This is a genomic window from Morganella psychrotolerans (assembly GCF_965118875.1).
Lineage (GTDB): Bacteria > Pseudomonadota > Gammaproteobacteria > Enterobacterales > Enterobacteriaceae > Morganella > Morganella psychrotolerans_C.
Map to the genome: position 1 here is coordinate 124023 of NZ_CBCPJD010000006.1, position 21359 is coordinate 145381.

Below are 21359 nucleotides of genomic sequence, written 5' to 3' on the forward strand. Positions count from 1 at the left end.
CATGTGATCCCTGTGACAATGGGGTATTGCCGCTATTTTCATTGAGGCAAAGACCCTTTTTATCCGCTGTTAAACGCCAGTGTACCGGTTTAATGCCGGGGTCCAGTAAAGTGATATCAGTATTAAATGCATCAGATCCTATCACTATGGATGTATTGCCGGAGGGCTGCACTGTAAAATGTGCCACCGCACCGCGATGCAGACCCGATAAAACAGACAAAGTAACTTTCATAGTATGACAAATAAAAGTAGCATTCTATTATAACGGCGGGGATGGCTTGCCGTAGTCAATAATCCGTGGCTTGATAATAAACAGCCGGACTGCCTGGCGATCTTGTACTGTTTCACTGCGAAATAGTGCGCCAAGCCAGGGAATATCACCGAGTAACGGAACCCGTGATTCTGTTTTCCGTTCTTCATCACGGTAAATACCGCCGATCAGCAGTGATTGTCCTAATTCAACCCGCGCAATGGTATCAATAACGGTCCGGCTGATGGTCGGGATAGCATCATTACTGCTATTTCCTGTTTTTTGATTGCCATCCTCAATATGCAGTGTCATATCCAGCAGCGTATTTTTTGTTTCCCGGATAATGCGCGGTGTTAATTGTAAAAGTGTGCCGTAAGTGATGCTTTTTAATTCAGCAACCCGTTCCCCGTTGATTTTGACATAATAGGTTTCATTATGGTCGATCAGTGCCGGGTTATTTTCCAGGGTCAGAATTATCGGGCGTGATACCATCCGGGCATAGCCTTTGCTTTGCAGCAGATGAACATTTGCCAGTAATTGATTCAGACCGGTCTGATTAAGTAATGTACCGATAGCCGAACCCTGCGGTGATAATGTGGATGAAATACTGATTTTTGTATTTCCGCTGCTGAGTGTTCCGCCCCAGTCAATACCGAGGGATTCAGCATTTTGTGTATCCACATCGATAATATATAAAGCAATTTCTATTCGTGATGTAGGAATATCCAACTGCCGGATTAATTCTTTATATAAGGTGATTTTTTCCGGTATATCCCGCAGGATAATGGCATTCAGCGTCGGGTCGGCATTTATTACACCCTGAGATGCACTTTGTCCTTCGGGCGATTTATAACCGGGCAGATGAACAGGGCCGGAAAGAATACGTGACAAAATAGTGGCAACACCCGGCGCGGTTATCTTACTGTCCCGGTATTGAATAACCCGGTCCACGGCAGAACTGTATTTGAGCGGAATAATAGCAATAGTTTGTTCCGGGGAACGGCGCTGTTCACTTAATTCATTTTCTTTGGCATCAATTATCAGCCGGGCTAAATTAATATATGCAGGCGGGCCGGATAGCCGGAGCTGGTCCGGTGTACTGGTTGTCATTTTCCAGCGGTTATCTGCGATGTCAGTTTCCTGCAACAGTGCTTGTGCCTGTCCGGCTGTGAGCGATTTCAGCCGGATGTTCTGTGTCCGGTTACTGTTTTTTTTACTGACATATAATGTATTGTTATAAAAATAGGTTTCCAGGCGGTAAAGGCGGGAGATATTATCCAGGAATTCTGTTGCGGTATCTGCCGTCAGGTGCCCGTTGGCAAAACTGGTAATATCAGGGCTGATGTCTGACTGAATGTCATTGTTGTCTGCAAAATGTTTCAGCACCTCAGTTAATGGGGTATTGTTTGCAATAAAACTGTAAGGTTCCTCTGATGTAAAAGAAGCGGCCCGGCAAACAGAAAAAAGCAGGAATATTACTATCCCTGCTAAATAATGCCCTGCCAGATAATATTTTCTCCGTATTAGATCAGTACCAGTGCAATATGTCACCACGCAGGCAGATATTTCTCTGATATAACCATTTATGCAAAAATTCATTATTATTATTTTCTTTCAGTAACAGAATGGAATCAATAACTGTTTGTAACTCTTCCGGAACAGCGGAATGTTGCAGTACATTGTTGTGATAAATAGCCGCACGTAATGCATCATAAAAATCACGCTGAGTAAACGGAACCGACTGACTTAATTTATCTATATCCATTCTCAGGCGAGACAAATTATTGTTGCAATCAGCTAATTTTTGTTCCATTTGCGTAATCCGGTTTTCCCCGATCAGTATCACATTTTTTTTATAGAGCATTATCAATGCAGATAACTGATTTCGTGCGGTATTATATTTATGATATTTATTTTTTAATACATTGATATCACCATGGTTGTTATTTAACCAGTATTCATAGGTTTCTGTAATCAGCCAATCAATCCAATAGCGTGATTCGGATAATTGGATAGTATCAGCCAGATAATCAACCCAATTATCCGGGTGGCGACGTATGGATTCTCTTATTATGGTTAAGTCATGATACCTGAAAGGTATATTCCATTTTTTCTTTCGCTTGAACCACGGTGTTTCTTTTAATTTATCTGTGTTTTTACGACAAATATATTTTGATAATAAATAGTTTTCATCGTATAGTTCATCAAATGTATGAATTTCATTATCGGACAAAAATACAGTATCTTTAGTTTTATTAAGCATAATTCCCTCTGGTTAAATATAAAGTACATCAAAAGGGTAGCCTAGCAGAACTATTACTATATTAGTGTGATTTTTATTTTACCTTTTTATCACTATTCGTCAGATAACATGATTAGATCTGGTTTTACTTGGTGTAAACCCGAAGCGTTTACGGTAACTCTGTGTAAAATAGGATTGGCTTGAAAATCCGGCTTCCATTGAGATATCCACAATACTCATCTGTGTGTTAAGTAATAACTGATGAGAAAATAAAAGTCGGCGTTCGCTTATCCATGCGCGTGGAGATGTACCGTAAACTGAGCCGAACAACTCTTTAAATGTTGTCAGTCCCATCCCGAATTCTTTGGAAAACTCATTTAACTTCCAGTCATTAAGGTAGTTTTTTTCCATGAATGTCTGTAAGCGCTCAGCCTGGCGATTACTTAATTGGCGTAATACGGACATCAACCGTATTCCCTGGTCACTGAGTGCAACAATGAGTAATAGCTCTTCCAGCTTTAATTTCATTAGTGCAGGGGGTGTATTATTCTTATGGGCATTATATAGCCCTGTAATACTCTCTTCCATCATATCTGAATGTGAAAAACAGATAATACCGGATGTTGGTTCTGAGATCCGCTGTAAATGACTCAGTGTATCAGAGAACCGCTGAAGAAAATCGCGTAAAAAATTACTGCTGAGAGGTATCCATAATAAACAAATCTGGCCGGATATATGCTGATAAGCATAGCTTCCCTGATTTGAGAAGATAACCTCATTCATGTTCAACGTGAACGAATTTGTGCAGTCCTGCCATTTCATTGATCCGGAAATAAGGATGTATAATCCCTTTTCCTGTTGCTCAATAATATTGAAGTCTGATGAATCAATAATAACAGGCTGTATGTTGATAGTATTACTATCGGGTAAAGTATATAAATTCATAGGCATCTCTGAGTGAAAAATGCTGTGTAATAAAATAAGAGGAACAGATTCAATCCATTCAATATAGATAATTATATAGCTAATCACGATGCTTTCTACTTTTATAGGTAAATTTATGGCATTAGTGGCTTTATTTATGGCTTTGGTTGGTTCTTTATTCACATGGTGAATAAATTAAGTCATAATCAGATGATTAATTAATCATTAATTAGGTAAATGTGTTAATTGGTTTTTGCAAGACAGTTACTGCTTCAACGTTATTAAAACAAAAAAATAAACATAAGTGCGCTGTTTTTAACAAAACACAAGGAATTAGCAGGTTAGAAATGATTTAAATAAAAATACCGTAAGTTTTATGAATGAATTCTTATGTATTGTATTTATTACCTCATTAAATGTTACATTATTGTTTTTATTTACAACTAATTGTTGTAGTGACAATCTGTGAATTCGGCTTTATCTTTATCGCTTTTTTCCAGCCAATACAGAATTTCTGCTATTAATTCCAGGGTCGCGGGGGGAACGGCACTGCCGGTATGACCAAAACGATAAAGATAACGGGCCAGATATTTTTTTTCTATGAGGGGGATACCTTCCTCACGGGCTATCCGGCGGATAGTGAGAGCAATATCATTCTGTTCTTTAAAGGTAATGACGGGTAGTGGAGTTTTCTCTTCGCGGTAGTCAATGCCAACGGCATAGTGGGTTGGATTGACAACAATACACCGGGATTTTTTGACCGTAGTTCGCATATCCTGCTGCTGTATCTCTTTATGAATTTGCCTGCGTTTGCTTTTTATCTCACTGTTTCCTTCAGATTCCTTATATTCATTTTTAATCTCTTCCTGTGACATCATCATTTTCTTACGGTGTCCGTACAGCGAAATAACAAAATCTGTCAGGACAATGATGAGCAGTCCGGTGAAAAAAAGATAAAGCAATATCATCCCTATATGATGGGCGACAACAAGATTCTCGTGAATGTTAACGGTAATCAGCCGGCTGAATGCCGGATAATGATAGAGCAGAACCCGGAAAAGCAGTACAGCCAGTAAACTTACTTTAATAACTGATTTAATAAACTCCCACACATTATTCAGAGATATGATTTTTTTAATACCTTTATGTGGTGAGATATTACTGATATCAACTTTCAGTGCAGATATATTCATCAGCAAACCAAACTGAATAACATGGCTGATAATAATCCCTGCTATAAATATCGCGGCGAGAAAAAGTAACGGATATAGTAATTCCTGAACAAACAGGGTGGCAGTATGAGAGATAACAAAAGTAAATGACCCGGTAACGGACTGTTCAAGTACATATTGTAACAGTACATAAAAACCGGCATACAATTGAGGTGCAAAAAATATCAGACCGGTAATTTGACACAATGAGGTCAGAAAAAGCAGTAATTCGCGGCTTTTAAAAACCATTCCCTGCTTGCGGTTATCACGGCGTTTTTTAGTGGTGGGTTGTTCAGTTTTTTCTCCGCTCATTGTTTTTTTAAATTCATAATAGTGGAAAATTGAGAGCGGCAATGAGTGTGAATGTTTGTTTTATCAACGCCGTCAGCGGGTCATTCGCTATCATTACATAGCCGGTTGCGAAAAAGAGTGCGACAGCGGATTTTACCGGCATCGCAATCACAAAAACATTTAATGCCGGTGCGAATTTATTGACGAAAGCCAGCGCAATTTCAGTCAGATACATGGGAATGATCAGCGGAAGAGCAAAATTGATAACGGCGTGGCTGTACAGTGTGATTAATCCAAAAAATAATGAAATAAGCGTGGACGGAAATATAAATTGTGAATTGAAAACCGGAAACCAGATAAATCCGTGTAAAAATAAAGCAATTAACTGAAAAAATAAGCCGGACGTCAGATAAAACAGGATCAGATACTGAGAGAAGAAAATTCCGGTCAGAGATGCCTGCTGACCGGAAAGCGGATTCAGTATATTGCCGGTGGTTGCCCCGCGTTGCTGATCAATACATTGTCCCGCCGCCTCCATTGCCCAAAAGGGAATGACAGTAATGATACCAAATAACAATCCGGTAAAAAATTCTTTGATAATAATGAAGAAAAAAAACCATGTACTCATTTCGGGTAAGGGTGCCGGCAGATGCTGCCTGATAAGAAATCCCAGCGATAATACAATGGCATGATTGATGAGGCGGTGCCCGAACAGCGATTTATTCATCATCGGCAGTAGTAAAAAAAAACCATACAGCCTGGGCAGCGCCAGAAAGAGTGACACAAAAAACGGATAAATAAGGTCAGTGAATACCATCATAGCAGTGCAAATATCTGATTAAAAAATATCAGCAATTGCTGCCCTGACCAGCTCAGTGTCATAAACAAGGTTATAATCACAGCGGTGAGTTTACAGAGAAAACCCAGTGTTTGTTCCTGAATCTGTGTAATAGCCTGCACAATTGCCACGAGTACCCCGACGATAGTGGCAGCCAGAATTGTCGGTAGTGACAGAATAAAAATCAGCCAGAGCATTTTCCCGGCATAGAAAAGCAGTTGTGGATCCATCATCAGAAGTGGTAGCTGAAAAGCAGAGCACGGATTAGTTTTTCCCAGCCATTAATCATTATAAATAAGAGTAATTTTAAGGGGAGGGATATTGTCATCGGGGATACCATCATCATTCCCATCGCCAGTAAAATATTTGAGATAATAAAATCGATGGCGAGAAATGGCAGATACAGTAAGAAACCGATTTTAAATGCACTGATGAGCTCACTGAGTGTAAATGAAGGCAACAGAATATAGAACGGAGGGTTATCCTGTGCGGGATGATATTTCTCCGGCCAGATAGTCTGGATGGTTTGCTGAAAAAATTGCCGGCTCTCCGGCGCTGTATTTTTTATTAAGAACCGGCTATATATTTCACCTGCCCGCATAACGGTGTCTGCAAGGTAAATGGGGTCACCGGACAGTTTTTCAGTATCTATAATTTCTTTAATATCAAACAGTGTCGGTCCCATGACAAATAATGTCAGGATCAGCGCAAAAGAATGCATAGTGAGGTTAGAGGGAATTTGCTGAATACCAATCGCATTACGAAGAAGTGAGAGTACAATCCCTATTTTTATAAATGCAGTGCCGGTCACGATAATAACGGGTATAAAAGAAATAAATGCCAGAAGAGCAATCAAAAATATAGGATCAGATAAATTCATGAGCCGGTGCCGGGAGCGGCCTGTAAGCCGGTGAATTCTTTTATCTGGACCGCCAGTCGTTGTTGAAAAGAGACAAGTATGCCATTGGCAATATGCGTTTCATCACAAAAAACACGGATGTAATTTGTTGTTTTATCAGTTAATTCAATTAACGAATCCGTTTTCATTCCGGCGAGTTCAGCCAGGCTTATCTCCGTTTCAGCCAGCTCAAAATAAAGTCTGCCTTTCAGCGGTAATAATGATTTATGGTGCCGGGAGAGCGTTGTCATTTTTCGGATAGCCACCTTATTTGAAAGCTGTATACCTGCTGCAACAGAGTAGTGCCGATAATATACTGAAACCGCGCCGTTATTATCTGCCAGCGGACTGATTATCAGGTCATCAGCGTGTAATGTCAGTATCTCACTGTAGGTAAGATAAAAAGCGGGAGAGCAAAGGCGAATTTTAATGGGTATTTGAGCTATAGAGTCAGGAATGGATTTAAGGTGTGAATGAATCAGTGAAATATCAGAGAAAATAAAAATAGCACCGGAGTAAATAACAGAGGCGCCGGTAATTTCCTGTTCTTCTTTTGTTATTTTCCGGATAGATAGCCCGGCTGAAAATGTGTTTAGCCATGAGGATACTAACGCAATCAGTATTTCATCCGGCAGCAGACGGATATCCGTACCTGATAATGTATCCTCCAGTAAAATAGCCATATCAGCATAAGAGCAATAAATAAACCCGCTATGTCCCTGCCGGCTGACAGCCAGTGTCAGTTCGGTTGTTTGTGTCTGATAACAAACGTCTGCGTTCTTTGTCCCGGCGTTATAGTGAGTCTGATAATGTTCCCGCAGGTGGATGGCAGCAATATCCTGTTCACTGAGAATGATGACCGGGCAGCTCAGCTTGTTAGTCATTTATTTGCGCCTTACGGAGGCGGGTGATCCGGACGTATTGCCTGTCAGCGTTATCGTCACGGGTTGCGGAATTTTTTGCGCCAGTCGTTCCTGTAACTGAGGAAGGCAGGACTGAAGAAAAGCCTGTCCGCCGGTCGGACACTGAATGTGTATATGCAATCCGTCAGGCCGGCTGCGGATAGTGAAATTAATCTCACCCAGTGCCGGGAAGGTTGCGTTGCAGGTGCTCAGTGTTTCTGTTGACCGGGAAATATGGGAGATCCGGGTTACCAGTGTTTCACTGATACGGGTAATAACATCTGCCTGTTTGATGTGAAGATGGGTTGTGACCCTTGTGGTGTCAGCCGGAAACGCCGTATCAGCAGGGATATCTGTAATATTGTCTCTGTGGTGATGAGTTTTTTCTGTTGTATCACGCCGGGCAATACATTGAGCAGTGATATTTTGGATCAAGCGCAGTTCTTGTTTGTCCGGGATTTTACTGAATCCGGATCTCGCGGTTTTGTTTTGTGATTCATGCTCTTTTTTGCCTGTGTTACCGGCAGTATCCGGTACTGTTTTCGCTTTTGATGTTGTATTACCGCTCTGTTTTATGTCAGATAAAACGTGAGTCGGTAATAAAAATGCCGGAGATTTTTTCGGCACAGTGGGTTGGGGCAATTTTTCAGATAATAATGGTGTTTTTCCGTTCCGCATTACCGATAAAAACAGCCGGACTTCGGCAGTCGTTGCTGTCACTGTGCCGGGTATCCGCGCTGCCGGTTTCAGGGCGGGTGAGAGAAGCGTGCCGGCGGATGGCATCACGAATGGCATAAATGATAAAAAATGCGCCATCAGGGAAAACACCGGAAAATATGTTGTTGTTTCACATCAATTTGTTTCAGGCGGCGCTGATGAACGTGCAGATGTATCTGCGCGGCTTCTGTTATCTGCGCATGTTCCCGGAGTGCACTTTCAGCACGCTCTTTATCGGTATTCAGGTCACTTAACTGCTGACAGAGAGTATTCAGCCGGCAGGCCGGTGTGTCCGCTGTAATGCTGAAATGAGCCGTGATTGCGCAGTGGCTCAGGAGCAGTGCCGCTTTATGCTGCTCCAGCTCTGCCTGCTGACTGCCCAACTGTTGCAGGGCTTTGCGTGCGGCAGTCAGCTGAGCTTCTGTCTGTTCCGACTGATGCCGGTAATAGCGCAGAATACGGGCGTGTTTGCGGTTAACTGCTCCGGTCATAATGCGGACTCCGTGATTTCCCGGCAGGTTTGAGCATAATCCCGGGATTCATCAGTACCCTGCTTCAGCCAGTGCATAATGGCGTGGTATCTGCGGATTATATTGTCATTATCCGGATTTTTACCGGGCTCATATTCACCAAGCTGAATAAGGAATTCCAGTTCATCATACTGAGCAAGAACCGTCTTTATGGAAGCGGCTGCTTTTTTCTGATTTTCGGGGATTATCCGGTTCATTACACGGCTCGCCGATTTCAGAACATCAATGGCAGGATAGTGCTGCATCTCCGCCAGTTTGCGGGTCAGGACTATGTGTCCGTCAAGAATCGAGCGGGTTTCATCGGCTACCGGTTCATTAAGGTCGTCACCTTCCACCAGAACGGTATAGAGGGCGGTAATTGAACCTTTGTCAGATTGTCCGGCTCTTTCCATCAGCACCGGCAACTGTGCAAAAACCGATGGCGGATATCCCTGCCGGGCGGGCGGCTCTCCGGCGGCTAATCCAATCTCCCGTTGTGCCCTTGCAAACCGGGTGACTGAGTCCATCAACAGCAGTACCCGTTTCCCCCTGTCACGGAAATATTCCGCTATCCGCGTGGCAGTAAAACCGGCTTTGGCGCGCTCAATGGCGGGTCTGTCTGAGGTTGAAACGACCAGTACCGCTTTTTTCAGCCCCTCTTCACCGAGGTCGTGCTCAATAAACTCATTCAGCTCGCGTCCGCGCTCACCGACCAGTGCCAATACGCAGATATCTGCCTGTGTATTACGGATAATAGCTGCCAGCAGTGTACTTTTTCCGCCGCCGGCTGCCGCAAAAATACCCATACGCTGCCCCTCTCCGCAGGTCAGCAGACCATCAATCGCTCTGATGCCCAGAGACAGCGGTGTGGTAATCATCTTCCGGTTCAGTGCCGACGGCGGGGGATTATTGAGTAATCCGTACGAGACATCCGGTGGCAGCGTAACGGGTGTCAGTGATTCCCCCAGGCCGTTGAGAATTAGCCCTGTCATCGCAGGCCACAGGGCAATCTGCAATGGGGAGCCGGTTGCTGTGACCGCTGTATTAGCAGAAATACCGGTGAGTTCCCCGTAAGGTGCGAGTAACGCATCCTGACCATCCAGCCCGACGACTTCGGCTTTCAGCTGGTTTTTTTGTGTCAGCAGCAGACAGATTTCACCGATTTTAACGTGACTGACTGATGCGCGGATCAATGTACCGGTAACACTGAGCACCCGTCCGTGGAGGGTAAAAAATGTATTACCGGTGATGTCCTGCAGGTGCTGTTTCAGGCGGGTACGTAGTGCGGTTATTGTCATGAAAACTCCTCCGGGTCAGTCTGACTGAAATAAACCGGTCAGGCTGACAGTCATGGAGGCAATTTTAGTAAAAACAGTAAATGAAATATAAAAATAAGCGGATATAACTGTCGGGATATATTTGAGGAAATGCCGTTATATCCTTATTCATTCAGACTGCAGGTTCGTTGGCTGCATCCTGAATGACGTTGGATATATCCTTTCAGAGGAGGTGACTGATGATTAATAGTATTCCTGCTTACGGGGCTATCCTGCCGGAAAGTGATCCGCAGGAAATGTCAGCCACAATGACACCTGTTGCAATGAAAACGGTGCCATCCGCAGAATTCAGCGGACATTTTCCGCCGGTACTGGCAGCGCTGTATGACGGCGCAGATATACGTGCAAGGTTGTATCTCGCCATACAGCCGGTAATTGATCCGCAGTTGATCGGACAACCGGCATTATTTTATGAATTATTAAGTGATCTCTGTTTATTAATAAAACCGGAGTCTGATCCTGACATCATCGCTGCTTTTTCGATCCTAAGCTCATTACTTGAAAATACGTTACTCCTGCTATCCCACAAAAATTTAATGATAAAAGTGTAATGTCATGAATCAATTACAAATTGAAGTGTTACTCCAGCAATCCTGGCTACAATTTCAGTATGGGTTTATTAATAACAGCATTACGTTATTACGCACGTTACTTATTTATGAGCCGGATCATATCCGCGCCCGCAAAATATTAATTATTGCATTAATTGAAGATAAACAGGGGCAGGAAGCGCTGTTTCAGTGCGCATTGCTGTATCAGAGAGGATATTGTGATGCTAATCTGCTGCTGTGTGAGGCGCTGGCTTTTCAGCAGGATGGTCTGCATAGTGAAGCGCTGGAGGTCTATTACCGTTATCTGATTAAACGGGTGTGCTGTGGCTGATCCCCGTTCACTGCTTCTGCGTATTGCCGGCCGGCAGGATATTTTTCTCGCGCTGTTATTGCTGGCTATTATTTTTATGATGATCCTGCCGCTACCGGATTTTATCCTCGATATTCTGATTGCCATCAATATGATGATATCAATCACATTACTGATGATGGCGGTGTATATCCGGTCTCCGTTACAGTTCTCTGCATTTCCGGTTGTTCTGCTGGTGACCACACTTTTCCGTCTGGCGCTGGCGGTAAGTACAACGCGGATGATTCTGCTGGAAGCCGATGCCGGGCAAATTGTGGCGACATTCGGTGAATTTGTTGTCGGTGGCAATCTGGTGGTGGGCATTGTTATTTTCCTTATTATCACGGTGGTGCAATTTCTGGTGATCACCAAAGGTGCTGAACGGGTGGCAGAAGTCAGCGCCCGATTCTCCCTTGATGCGATGCCGGGCAAACAAATGAGTATTGATGGTGATATGCGCGCAGGCGTTATCAACATGGATGAAGCCCGCGAGCGGCGCCGGGAAGTGGAAAAAGAGAGTCAGATGTTCGGTTCGATGGATGGCGCAATGAAATTTATCAAGGGTGATGCTATCGCAGGGCTGGTGATTATCTGTGTCAATATTCTCGGCGGGCTGGCTATCGGTACCGGGCAAAAAGGAATGGCGGCGGGGGATGCCCTGCAACTCTACAGTATTCTGACCGTCGGGGATGGAATGGTCTCTCAGATCCCCGCATTATTAATTGCGGTTACGTCTGGTATTATTGTTACACGCGTTTCTTCCGAAGATTCAGCTGACCTCGGGAATGATATCGGGCGTCAGATAACCGGACAGCCGCAGGCCTTGCAGGTTGGAGGTTTTTTACTTTTCCTGTTTGGTATGGTTCCCGGATTTCCGGTACTGACATTTATGATCCTGGCACTGATATTAACGGGCGGAGGATATCTGTTAAAGCGCCGGATACGGCATCAGGCCGGGGGGCAGGAACAATCACTGAGTGCGGCGGTAGCGGGTGGTGCCGGAGCCCCGGTGCTGCGTTCTGCAAATCAGGCGGCAAAACCCGGCAACAGTGATGATGCACTGGCTGAACCGGAAACATTTGCGCTTACTGTACCGCTGCTGATGGAGTTCAGCACATCACTACATGACAGATTATATGCCGATGATTTTAATCAGGCTTTAGTACAACTGCGCCGCAGTCTCTATCTCTCACTGGGTGTCCCGTTTCCCGGTGTTTATCTGCATTTTTCTGAGCATGTCCCGGCTGATTCTTATCGGATCTTCTTACAGGAGGTTCCGGTCGGAAAGGGGCTTTTACCGGAAGATAAGTTACTGGTGAGAGAAGAGGAGAAGCAACTGACTATGCTCGGTATTGAGTATGAGAACGGCGAAGCATGGTTTGATGGTTCGCCGGCTTACTGGATTGAGCTGAAGGGATCGGAGCGCGCAGAAAAAACCGGCTTACGTTGTTTATCTTCTATGGCGATTATTAAAGCGCATCTGGCGTTTATATTACAAAAATACGCGGCTGATTTTATTGGTATTCAGGAAACCCGCTATTTACTTGAACAGATGGAAGGCAGTTTTAGTGAATTAGTCAGGGAAGCTCAGCGGGTGGTTCCGCTCTATAAAATGACGGATGTTCTGCAACGTCTGGTGGCGGAGGATATTTCTATCCGTAATATGCGCACCATTCTGGAAGCCCTGACTACGTGGGGACAAAATGAAAAAGACATTATTATGCTGACTGAATATGTACGGGGTGAATTGAGCCGCTATATTTGCCACAAATACAGTAATGGCAATCATGTTCTGCCGGCCTTTTTATATGATCACGAACTGGAAGATCTTATCCGTAGTCATATCAGGCAGACTATTTCCGGCAGTTATCTGGCTCTGCCGCCGGCGGTACATGAAACATTATTGACGGTAATGAAAGCGATGCTGGGGGATTTACAAAAAATGATGAATAAACCTGTGCTTATTGTATCACGGGATATCCGCCGCTATGTAAAACGATTTATTGAGCAGGAATTTGAGGCATTACCGGTTCTTTCTTATCAGGAGTTACTACCGACGATGAATATTCAGCCTCTTGGCAGAGTAAAAATCGATGAAGTGATAAACTCGCAGGTGGATAATGACATAAATTAAGGGGTTTTCACCTTATTATTCTTCGCATGGAAAATGAAAAAATAATAAAAAAAACACTGTCTGACAGTATTTCAGTCCTCAGGGAATATGAGAGTTATTATGAGCAATACACCCGGCTGTTAGTGCGATTGGCTATTCCTCAGACCATTGTGGATTTATACCTGAAAAAAACAAATTCATCCGATAAATAAGGTGGCGCAATGGATAGCATTGCAAGTATTAATAAATTAAATTTTAATATTACTGGTAATAATGATTCATTTGATTTTGGAAATTATAAACTGGTTTCCGGTTTGCTTGATAAATATGGTATAAAATTGCGGAGTGATGAGTGTAAACAGATTTCACCTGACCTTATTATTGAACGATTTTGTCATAAAAATAATATTACTATTGATAAAACTCAGCTGGATAAAAACATTAACAGCATTCTTCCGACAGTAGGTGATTCGATAGATATGAAGTCACTGCTGATGGTGGTAAGTTTGGGCGGTCAGAGAAGCAGTATCGCCGATGATATTCTGTCCGGTATGAATAACAGTGTGGATAGCACGCGGGAAATACGTGACAATATTAAAGAACAGCTTCATGAATTGGCTATTGAATTAAAAATATTCAGTATTATTCAGTCTCATATTAATAAGGCGATGTCATCATCCAAACAGGAAATCGCTATTGATAATAGTGGGCAGAATCTTCTGGACCCATCATTGTATGGTATGACAGCAAAAGAATTTAATGGGCCGCCGCCTTCAAAAGAAAAAGTATTTTTGGATAAAATTGTGGGTAAAGAAACAATGTCCGGAGATGTATTGTCAATAAAATATTTTTTACAGAGTGATAAGAAATCATCACCTGCAATGACAGGGCTTGATAACACATATTCCTATGATAAAAACAATAATAAATTAGGGCATTTTGCCAGTATGGTTGGTGATATTACCCGTCCGCTTAATGATCTGGTTAATGAAAAAAGCACACAATTGAATGAAGCCAGTAATATATATAACTCATCAATTGAAGCGTTAACCCGTTTTATTCAAAAACTTGACACGTTACTTCAGGATTTATCAAGATCTCTATAATTAAAGGAAAATGACATGGATGTTGCTGGTAATCATGCAGTAGAAACAGAGCTGAATAAATTTATTGCTGAAGGCGGTTCATTAGCCATGCTGAAAAATATCTCTGAAGCTGAATTGGAAAAAATATATGCCGTTGCATATGATTTTTATGAATCAGGTAAATATCAGGATGCCGAAAGCTTATTTCAGGTGCTGTGTATTCTTAATCATTATGATACCCGGTTTTTTCTCGCATTAGGTGCCTGCCGTCAGCATCAGGAACTTTATCACCCGGCGCTGGAAACGTATAGCTATGCATCGCTGATGTCACCGTCAGATCCGCGTTTTCCGTTCCATGCAGGTGAGTGCTTACTTCATATGAAAGAGTTCAGTACCGCAAAACAGGCATTTGCAGGTGCGCAGTTACTGGCAAAAACACAGTCCGGTTATGAATCACTGGCAGAAAAGGCCGGAGTGATGCTGGCAGCGGCCACAGCACAGGCGGAGGCAGGAAATGCAAAATGTCACTGATTTTCCGGGGGTAAGAGTCACTTTTCCGGCAGAAACCGATCCTGTCACCGGGATTGCGCCATCTTCTGTGCAACAGAGCGGAAAAACACCGGTTGAGCCATTGCTTGTACCGCGGGAGACGGGGGATCAAGAGATAAAAAAAGCGCTAATTCCGCTTGATAAACCGGATGTTGTATTGCCGGATAACACTGAGGATATTGCGGATAAAGCCAATAATATTGTTGATAAAGGCGCACACAGCAGTTGGCAGGCGCTGATCACCAGCAGGGACACGATTGAAAAAGCATTGGCGAAAGGAAACTTTGAAACAGAGCTGGCGCTGCTGCTGACACAGATAAAATCTGACATGAAAGAGATGAAAGTCAGTCAGATCCGGCAGGCCCGGGAAGAAAATACCCGGAAAATTGCCGAAAACCACGAACAGCTCAAAGAAGCAGAAAGCCGTTTTGAGGAAGCAGAACGTTCGCGGACAGCAAATAAAATATTCGGTTGGCTGAGCACGGCTGTTTCTGCCATCGCGGGCGCGGTTTTAGTGGCAACCGGTGTGGGGGCGCTCGCCGGTGCCATGATGATAGCCAGTGCGGTAACCAGCGCATCTTCACAGATTATCAATGAGATGGCAGAAGCCGGGATGATTGATGATGACACAATGAAGTATCTGGGACCCGCGATGGCCGGGTTGCAGGTCGCAGTGGGGATTGCAACCTGTGTTGTCACGTTCGGCGGCGGAGCTGTCAGTGCTGTTGCGCAGGAAGGTGTTCATGCCGGGCAGATGCTGGCGCAGACCGGGTTATCTGTTTCCGGCTCCGTTCTGGATGCCGGTGCGGTAATTTCAGGCACGACGGCATCTGTCCTGGCGAATATGGGCAATAAGGAAATTGCAGGCTCTCAGGAAACAAAAGGTCAGATGGTGTTGCTACAGCAGGCAATGGAAAAACTTCAGAACGAGTTTGGCAAAATGATCTCGCAATACCAGGATGCGATGGCGGAGTTATCCCGTTTTTCTCAGGAAAAAGCGGATATCGCCCGGCTGGTCGCAACGGCTGCGACAGAAAAGTAAGTAAGAACGTAATCATATTAAAATCAATACATTAATTTATAAAATAGGGAAATAAATATGGACGCAATTCATGGACCGAAAACGGCTGTAATTACAATGAATGATATTCAGCAGCCGGAAAGTAAACCGGTGAAAGCAACAGAGTCCGGTGTGAAAACATCGGTGGAAATGGGGCATTCACCTGTGAAAAATGATGTGGCTCAGGGGGATATCACTATTACGCCACCGAAAACATCCGCAGACGGGAAAGACAGCGGTATGCTGGATAAAGTTTCATCATCACTGGCTGATTTACAATCACTGCTCAGCAGTATAAAGGACGCGAAAGATCAGATAAGTGGCAAACTGAATGAGCTGAAAAATGCCGCGTCAGCAGATAATCTGAAAGCGTCTGCCTCTGAACTGAATCTGAGTTCAAACTGGCAGATTGCATTCTCCGTTATTTCCGGCGCACTGTCTTTGGGTACAATGATACTGAGCAGTGTGACTGCATATCAGGATCACGCAGCAGCGCAGCAGGAAAATACACTGAAAAGCGGCATTGATAAAACTCAGGGGGATATTACCAAAACGACAGATGCACTGAAAAACCCGGATCTGACCGCAGAAAACAAAACTGCGCTGGAAAGTCAGTTGTCAGAGCTGAAAGTATCTTTGGTGTCTCAGCAGAGCGCATTAAGTGAATTACAGGCAGGTTCGGAAACCCGCAAAGCGTGGACAGACCTGGCTCTCAGCCTGATGCAGGGGACCTCCGGTTTTATTAATGACAATTTGATCACTCAGAATAAAAAAGAAACAGAAACGACGGATAATACGACGAAAAATAAAGGTGATTCTCTTTCTGAGCTGGATGACATCATTAAAAAATCAGAAGCGGTGCTGGATAAAGTAAAAGACAATGCCGTTCAGGCAAAGGACTTTTTACAAGTTCCTGCAAGAGCATAAATATAATCACAATTTTTAATACAGGGGGCGCAATTGCGTCCTTTTGCTATTTTTACGACGTTAATTATAAGTCCGGGAAACGAACGTTTTATACAATTAATTCTCTTTTTCTGAGAGGTTACGATGAAACGTTATTTTTTTTTGCCGGTGACTATTTTATCAATGATAGTTTTATCAGTGATAGCGTTGACAGGATGTGTGGCGGTCAGTCCGGCTACCCCTGTGCGGCTCATCGGGCATGTAGAGCTGCGGGACTTTCGTTATGAACAGCAGACACTGGTACTGACGGTGTCTGGTGCAAAAAAAACGGGAGAAGCACCTGTTATACAGCAACGTGCTGAGGTCTCTGTTTTACCTTATTATTTTGATTTTGAATTGCCGTATTTCACACAAAAGGATCAGCCGCTCAAAATAAATGTGCAATTACTGCGGGCGGATCATTCTGTGGTTGAGGCGGAGCAGGAGCAGCATGTTGTTCCCGGAAATGCCGTTAATATAACGCTGAACCGTGTTCCGGAATAAGCACTCTGTTTTTGTGCGTTTTATCCCTTGCTTATATAGCCTGTTTTAATCATTATATAAAAAAATATATAACGGTTAGGTGGAATTTCTATGTCACGTGGTCTGATGCTGTTTGCATTATTACTCTGTTGCTCTGTTCCGGCTGCAATGTCCGCACAATTACACATGTATGCCGGAGCCGGTCTTCGTTCGCCGATAGAAAAAGTCATTGATAAATTTGAAAAAGAGACCGGCAATAATGTATCCGTGGAATACGGCGGTTCCGGGCAAATTCTGACCCGGTTTGAACTGACAAAGCAGGGCGATCTTTTCTTCCCGGGATCGGCTGACTATGTGGAAAAACTGCAAAAAGAGGATCTGGTGACGGAAAGCCATCCGATTGTCCGACATATTCCGGTTATTGCCGTACGCAGGGATAAAGCGGACGGAATTACAACCGTAGCGGACCTGGCGGCCAGTAATCTGCGTATCGGTATGGGTGACCCGAAAGCGATTGCGCTTGGGCGCAGTGGTGAATTACTGCTGGATGCGAGTGGTTATGGTGATGTGTTGCGCGACAAAGTCATCGTCCGCGCGGCGACAATTAAACATCTTTCCATGTATCTGCTCAATGGTGAAGTGGATGCGGCGGTTATCGGACGGGCTGATGCCATGAAAAATCAGGATAAATTACTGATCCTGCCATCGCCGGAAGGGGCTCCCGAAGAGGTGGCTACACTGGCTGTGCTCAGTACCAGTGCCGCACCTGAAGAAGCAAAACATCTTGCTGCCTGTTTCAGTTCACCGGAAGGCATTAAAGTATTTACGGACTATGGTTTCCTGCCGGTTCACCCGGCTGAAGCTCACTAACGTCTGCGGATCATGATGTATACGGCGATGAAGTGGGCACTGCTGCCTCTGCTGTTACTGCTGACTCTGATTGCCGGGTCACTGATGGCATTGTTGTTTCAGGTAACGCCATCATTATTAGGACAGCTATTTACTGAGCCGGAATTTCACTTTGCGGTGATGATGTCACTGGCGACATCCTTAACGTCACTAATGCTGGCATTTCTGATTGCAGTTCCGGCGGCCTGGGTGATGGTGCGGGGGAATTTTCCGGGCAAACGGATAGCCGATACACTGCTTGATATTCCGCTGGTAACACCACCGCTGGTGATCGGTATCGGATTATTACTGCTGCTGGGCAATCAGGGACCATTCTCCTGTCTTTTCCCGCAACTCAGTCGCTGGCTGTTTTCACCGGTTGGTGTGATTATTGCGCAAACCTATGTTGCCTGCGCCGTACTCTACCGCGCGGCACAGGGCGCATTTTCATTGGTGGAGCCTGCGTATGTCCGCACGGCGATGAATCTGGGGCTGACGCCCGGTAAAACCTTATTTCTGGTGGAAATCCCGTTGTGTCTGCAAAGTCTGCTCAGCGGCGGTATCCTCGCATACTCCCGCGCGCTCGGCGAATTCGGGGCAACACTGATGCTGGCGGGTGCCACCCGGTTTAAAACAGAAACCCTGCCGATGGCGGTTTATCTCAATATTGCCAGCGGTGATTTTTCTCTCGCGCTGGGTTGTGCGCTTATCTTGATGGCGCTGGCGATTGTTCTGTTGTTTGCGCTGCACCGTCTGAAAAGGCAGGTATCTCATGTTGCATATTGAAAACCTGAGAGCGGGGATACTGCAGGATATCTCGCTGACGCTGCCGCAGGGGCAGTGCAGTGCGGTTTGTGGTCCGTCCGGCAGTGGTAAAACAACCTTACTGAACTGCATTGCGGGCTACCAATCCTGTCAGGGTGTTATCCGTCTGGGCGACACGCGGCTGGATACTCTGCCGGTCTGGAAGCGTCCTTGTCGCTATCTGAATCAGCGGCTCTGGTTGTTTCCCTGGCTGACGGTACTGAACAACCTGCGTCTGGCACAGTATGCGGCCGGATTGCGCCGGGATAAAGAGCGGGCACATGCGTTGCTGAACAAAATGGGCGTGGCGCATCTGGCTGCCCGTTATCCGCATCAGATTTCCGGCGGAGAGCAGCAAAGAGTGGCACTGGCGCGGGCGCTTATTTCCTCTCCGTCACTCCTTTTACTGGATGAACCTTTCTCCGGGCTGGACTGGGCAACCCGCAGACAGTTATGGTCACAGATTAATATGCTGAAAAATGATGGGGCAACGATTGTTTTGGTTACACATGAACCTAAAGAGTCGGACGCGCTGGCAGAATACTGTGTACAAATAGAAGACGGAAAAATCCGAACGACGACAATAGGTTGAGAGAGATAAAATTCGGACGTAATAGTGATATTTTTGTCCCGTCATCTTCAGTAAGGTAGGTTACAGAGATGGCGGTGACGGATTATATTGAAGGGATGCTGTCACCGGATACCGGAGTGTATCTATATGTTGTCGCCGCTGTCTCTTCCTTATTTCCTCAATTACATACCGATACTCGTCTTAATCCGGTCTTTACCGGAGCGGCACCTGTTTACAATAATGACCGTATTTCCCAAAAAGCAGGAATGCCATCACTATAGGTCTGCCATGCTCAATATTTTACTGACGTCCTTGTGGTTTTTATGGGGATTGTTATTGTACGCGGCGATGACCGGGCACAAATTGTGGCCTGTGTATTTAATTGGTATCGTCGCAGTTATCTGTTTCATTATGGTTATCTCGAAGAGGAAAAGGAAACAATCCATGTTCGGAAAGAAAAAACAAGCTGAAATTCAGGCGGATGAGCAGGCTGCTGTAGCCGTCCCCGTACAGAAAACCAAAGAAGCTGAAGAGAAAAAAGCGGCGGAAATTAATGCCCAGGCAAATGAAATTTCTCAGTTACTGTCAGTCCGTGGTGATGAAAAACAGTCGCGTCCGCTGGCTTCCCTTGAGTCCCGCCAGCCAACAGTTATCAGCAAGGAAACCCGCCTGACAGGGGATATCGATCTGAGCGGTAACCTGCAAATCTGGGGCAAAATTAAAGGCCAGATTAAAGCCCGTTCAGGAACCGTCAGTATTATGCAGTCCGGTGTGGTGGATGGCGATATCATTGCAGAAACACTGCTGATTGACGGCGTATTGAGCGGTACCTGTAGTGTGGAGCAACTGGAGATCCTGGAGCACGGAGAGCTGAACGGTATCTGCCGCGCATCTAATTTCTCTATCCGCAAAGGCGGGATTTTTATCGGTCAATCCGAGCCCTATGTTGCTCCTGCGGAAAGTAAAACGACAGCCGCGCCACAGGTGTCCCGTTCTGAACCACTAAAAGTGCAGCCGGTATCTGAACCGGTACAGGATCTGAAGCAGGAACCGCAGCAGACAAAAGCACCTGAGCCACAGAAATCATCATCTCAGCAGCCCTCTGCCGCTAAAGGCAAAGAGCCGCAAAAAGTGCCGTCTGTCTTTAAAAACGTTTAATCAGGTCAATTGTGCATTAATTGACTATACCCAACGTCATTCAGGATGCAGTCAACACCCGTGCATCCTGATGTATGACGGGTATACTTCTCCGGTAGGTTTCACTTACACCATTACCGGAGGAAACCATGATTATTCTTGATACACCTGATTTGCGCCTGCGTCCGTGGAAACCGGAAGACTATGCGCCGTTCCGTGCACTGAATAGTGACACGGATGTGATGCGATTTTTTCCTGCCTGTCTGAGCGGCGCAGAAAGTGATGCGCTGGCAGATGAAATTATCCGCCGTTTTGAGAAACAGAATACGTTCGGATTATGGGCAGTTGAAGAAAAGAGCAGCGGGGCGTTTACCGGGTTCACCGGTCTGAATATCCCGAAGTTACAGTTTGATTTCAGCCCGTGTACGGAGATTGGCTGGCGCCTGGCAAAGCCATTTCATGGCAAAGGATATGCAACACAAGCTGCAAAAGCGGTTTTGCATCATGCCTTCACTGAGCTTGATATGCCGGAGATTGTGGCATTTACCGCAAGTGTCAACCGCCCTTCAGCCCGGGTGATGGAAAAAGTTGGTATGCATTATGAGCGGGATTTTGTTCATCCGGCATTGTCAGAAGGGCATCCGCTGCAAACGCATGTGCTGTATAAGATCTCACAGGCAGATTACCGCGCACAGCAGGCTTGAT

General features: G+C 44.9%; 25 protein-coding genes. 14 read left to right on the forward strand and 11 right to left on the reverse strand.

Annotated features, from left to right (window positions below; translation table 11 throughout):
- Positions 1 to 259 precede the first annotated feature (259 nt).
- The 11 genes from sctC to ACMHKJ_RS07840 form a co-directional block, all read right to left on the reverse strand.
- Positions 260 to 1849 carry a type III secretion system outer membrane ring subunit SctC gene (sctC, locus tag ACMHKJ_RS07790; RefSeq protein WP_413492887.1) on the reverse strand — a complete coding sequence of 530 codons (1590 nt, stop codon included), beginning with the start codon at positions 1847 to 1849 and terminating at the stop codon, positions 260 to 262.
- A complete protein-coding gene (locus tag ACMHKJ_RS07795) occupies positions 1779 to 2513 on the reverse strand; it encodes a hypothetical protein (protein WP_413492888.1) in 735 nt (244 codons plus the stop codon). Before ACMHKJ_RS07795 ends, sctC begins: the two co-directional genes overlap by 71 nt.
- 99 nt (positions 2514 to 2612) lie before the next feature.
- Entirely contained in the window at positions 2613 to 3437 is an 825-nt protein-coding gene (locus tag ACMHKJ_RS07800) for a helix-turn-helix transcriptional regulator (protein WP_413492890.1), read from the reverse strand.
- A gap of 422 nt (positions 3438 to 3859) precedes the next feature.
- Positions 3860 to 4939, reverse strand: coding sequence for an EscU/YscU/HrcU family type III secretion system export apparatus switch protein (locus tag ACMHKJ_RS07805; RefSeq protein WP_413492892.1), 1080 nt, complete (start codon positions 4937 to 4939; stop codon positions 3860 to 3862).
- Positions 4940 to 4952: 13 nt separating this feature from the next.
- On the reverse strand, positions 4953 to 5738 hold the full coding sequence (sctT, locus tag ACMHKJ_RS07810; RefSeq protein WP_413492893.1) for a type III secretion system export apparatus subunit SctT: 786 nt from the start codon (positions 5736 to 5738) through the stop codon (positions 4953 to 4955).
- On the reverse strand, positions 5735 to 5989 hold the full coding sequence (sctS, locus tag ACMHKJ_RS07815; protein ID WP_067360733.1) for a type III secretion system export apparatus subunit SctS: 255 nt from the start codon (positions 5987 to 5989) through the stop codon (positions 5735 to 5737). The genes sctT and sctS overlap by 4 nt, the downstream gene beginning before the upstream one ends.
- Positions 5989 to 6636, reverse strand: coding sequence for a type III secretion system export apparatus subunit SctR (gene sctR, locus ACMHKJ_RS07820; RefSeq protein ID WP_413492896.1), 648 nt, complete (start codon positions 6634 to 6636; stop codon positions 5989 to 5991). The genes sctS and sctR overlap by 1 nt, the downstream gene beginning before the upstream one ends.
- The gene (locus tag ACMHKJ_RS07825) at positions 6633 to 7538 is read right to left on the reverse strand and encodes a FliM/FliN family flagellar motor switch protein (protein ID WP_413492898.1); all 906 of its coding nucleotides are present in this window, start codon (positions 7536 to 7538) and stop codon (positions 6633 to 6635) included. Before ACMHKJ_RS07825 ends, sctR begins: the two co-directional genes overlap by 4 nt.
- On the reverse strand, positions 7539 to 8372 hold the full coding sequence (locus tag ACMHKJ_RS07830; protein WP_413492900.1) for a hypothetical protein: 834 nt from the start codon (positions 8370 to 8372) through the stop codon (positions 7539 to 7541). It abuts the gene before it with no gap.
- A complete protein-coding gene (locus ACMHKJ_RS07835) occupies positions 8372 to 8764 on the reverse strand; it encodes a hypothetical protein (RefSeq protein ID WP_413492901.1) in 393 nt (130 codons plus the stop codon). Before ACMHKJ_RS07835 ends, ACMHKJ_RS07830 begins: the two co-directional genes overlap by 1 nt.
- On the reverse strand, positions 8761 to 10080 hold the full coding sequence (locus ACMHKJ_RS07840) for a FliI/YscN family ATPase (RefSeq protein ID WP_413492903.1): 1320 nt from the start codon (positions 10078 to 10080) through the stop codon (positions 8761 to 8763). The genes ACMHKJ_RS07835 and ACMHKJ_RS07840 overlap by 4 nt, the downstream gene beginning before the upstream one ends.
- Before the next feature lie 218 nt (positions 10081 to 10298).
- Between ACMHKJ_RS07840 and ACMHKJ_RS07845 the strand changes: the two genes are divergently transcribed.
- From ACMHKJ_RS07845 to ACMHKJ_RS07910, 14 genes are all read left to right on the forward strand, one after another.
- Positions 10299 to 10670 carry a hypothetical protein gene (locus ACMHKJ_RS07845; RefSeq protein WP_413492904.1) on the forward strand — a complete coding sequence of 124 codons (372 nt, stop codon included), beginning with the start codon at positions 10299 to 10301 and terminating at the stop codon, positions 10668 to 10670.
- 4 nt (positions 10671 to 10674) lie between these two features.
- The gene (locus ACMHKJ_RS07850; protein WP_413492906.1) at positions 10675 to 11001 is read left to right on the forward strand and encodes a hypothetical protein; all 327 of its coding nucleotides are present in this window, start codon (positions 10675 to 10677) and stop codon (positions 10999 to 11001) included.
- Positions 10994 to 13153, forward strand: a complete 2160-nt coding sequence (gene sctV, locus ACMHKJ_RS07855) for a type III secretion system export apparatus subunit SctV (RefSeq protein WP_413492907.1) — start codon at positions 10994 to 10996, stop codon at positions 13151 to 13153. Before ACMHKJ_RS07850 ends, sctV begins: the two co-directional genes overlap by 8 nt.
- Before the next feature lie 200 nt (positions 13154 to 13353).
- Positions 13354 to 14238, forward strand: a complete 885-nt coding sequence (locus ACMHKJ_RS07860; protein WP_413492909.1) for a virulence-associated V antigen — start codon at positions 13354 to 13356, stop codon at positions 14236 to 14238.
- 15 nt (positions 14239 to 14253) lie between these two features.
- Complete coding sequence (locus ACMHKJ_RS07865; RefSeq protein ID WP_413492911.1) at positions 14254 to 14748, forward strand: SycD/LcrH family type III secretion system chaperone; 495 nt, start codon at positions 14254 to 14256, stop codon at positions 14746 to 14748.
- Positions 14732 to 15808, forward strand: coding sequence for a type III secretion system translocon subunit SctE (sctE, locus tag ACMHKJ_RS07870; protein WP_413492913.1), 1077 nt, complete (start codon positions 14732 to 14734; stop codon positions 15806 to 15808). Before ACMHKJ_RS07865 ends, sctE begins: the two co-directional genes overlap by 17 nt.
- 57 nt (positions 15809 to 15865) lie before the next feature.
- Positions 15866 to 16753: a type III secretion system translocon subunit SctB gene (gene sctB, locus ACMHKJ_RS07875; protein WP_413492914.1), complete on the forward strand. Its 888-nt coding sequence runs from the start codon at positions 15866 to 15868 to the stop codon at positions 16751 to 16753.
- Positions 16754 to 16876: 123 nt separating this feature from the next.
- Positions 16877 to 17275 carry a hypothetical protein gene (locus tag ACMHKJ_RS07880; RefSeq protein ID WP_413492916.1) on the forward strand — a complete coding sequence of 133 codons (399 nt, stop codon included), beginning with the start codon at positions 16877 to 16879 and terminating at the stop codon, positions 17273 to 17275.
- Between the two features lie 90 nt (positions 17276 to 17365).
- The gene (gene modA / locus ACMHKJ_RS07885) at positions 17366 to 18124 is read left to right on the forward strand and encodes a molybdate ABC transporter substrate-binding protein (protein ID WP_413492918.1); all 759 of its coding nucleotides are present in this window, start codon (positions 17366 to 17368) and stop codon (positions 18122 to 18124) included.
- Between the two features lie 15 nt (positions 18125 to 18139).
- Complete coding sequence (locus tag ACMHKJ_RS07890; RefSeq protein ID WP_413493312.1) at positions 18140 to 18928, forward strand: ABC transporter permease; 789 nt, start codon at positions 18140 to 18142, stop codon at positions 18926 to 18928.
- Positions 18915 to 19538, forward strand: coding sequence for an ATP-binding cassette domain-containing protein (locus tag ACMHKJ_RS07895; RefSeq protein WP_413492920.1), 624 nt, complete (start codon positions 18915 to 18917; stop codon positions 19536 to 19538). Before ACMHKJ_RS07890 ends, ACMHKJ_RS07895 begins: the two co-directional genes overlap by 14 nt.
- 68 nt (positions 19539 to 19606) lie before the next feature.
- On the forward strand, positions 19607 to 19798 hold the full coding sequence (locus ACMHKJ_RS07900) for a hypothetical protein (RefSeq protein WP_067360771.1): 192 nt from the start codon (positions 19607 to 19609) through the stop codon (positions 19796 to 19798).
- A gap of 163 nt (positions 19799 to 19961) precedes the next feature.
- Entirely contained in the window at positions 19962 to 20675 is a 714-nt protein-coding gene (locus tag ACMHKJ_RS07905) for a bactofilin family protein (protein ID WP_413492922.1), read from the forward strand.
- A gap of 128 nt (positions 20676 to 20803) precedes the next feature.
- On the forward strand, positions 20804 to 21358 hold the full coding sequence (locus tag ACMHKJ_RS07910; protein WP_413492924.1) for a GNAT family N-acetyltransferase: 555 nt from the start codon (positions 20804 to 20806) through the stop codon (positions 21356 to 21358).
- The last annotated feature ends 1 nt before the right edge of the window (position 21359 follow it).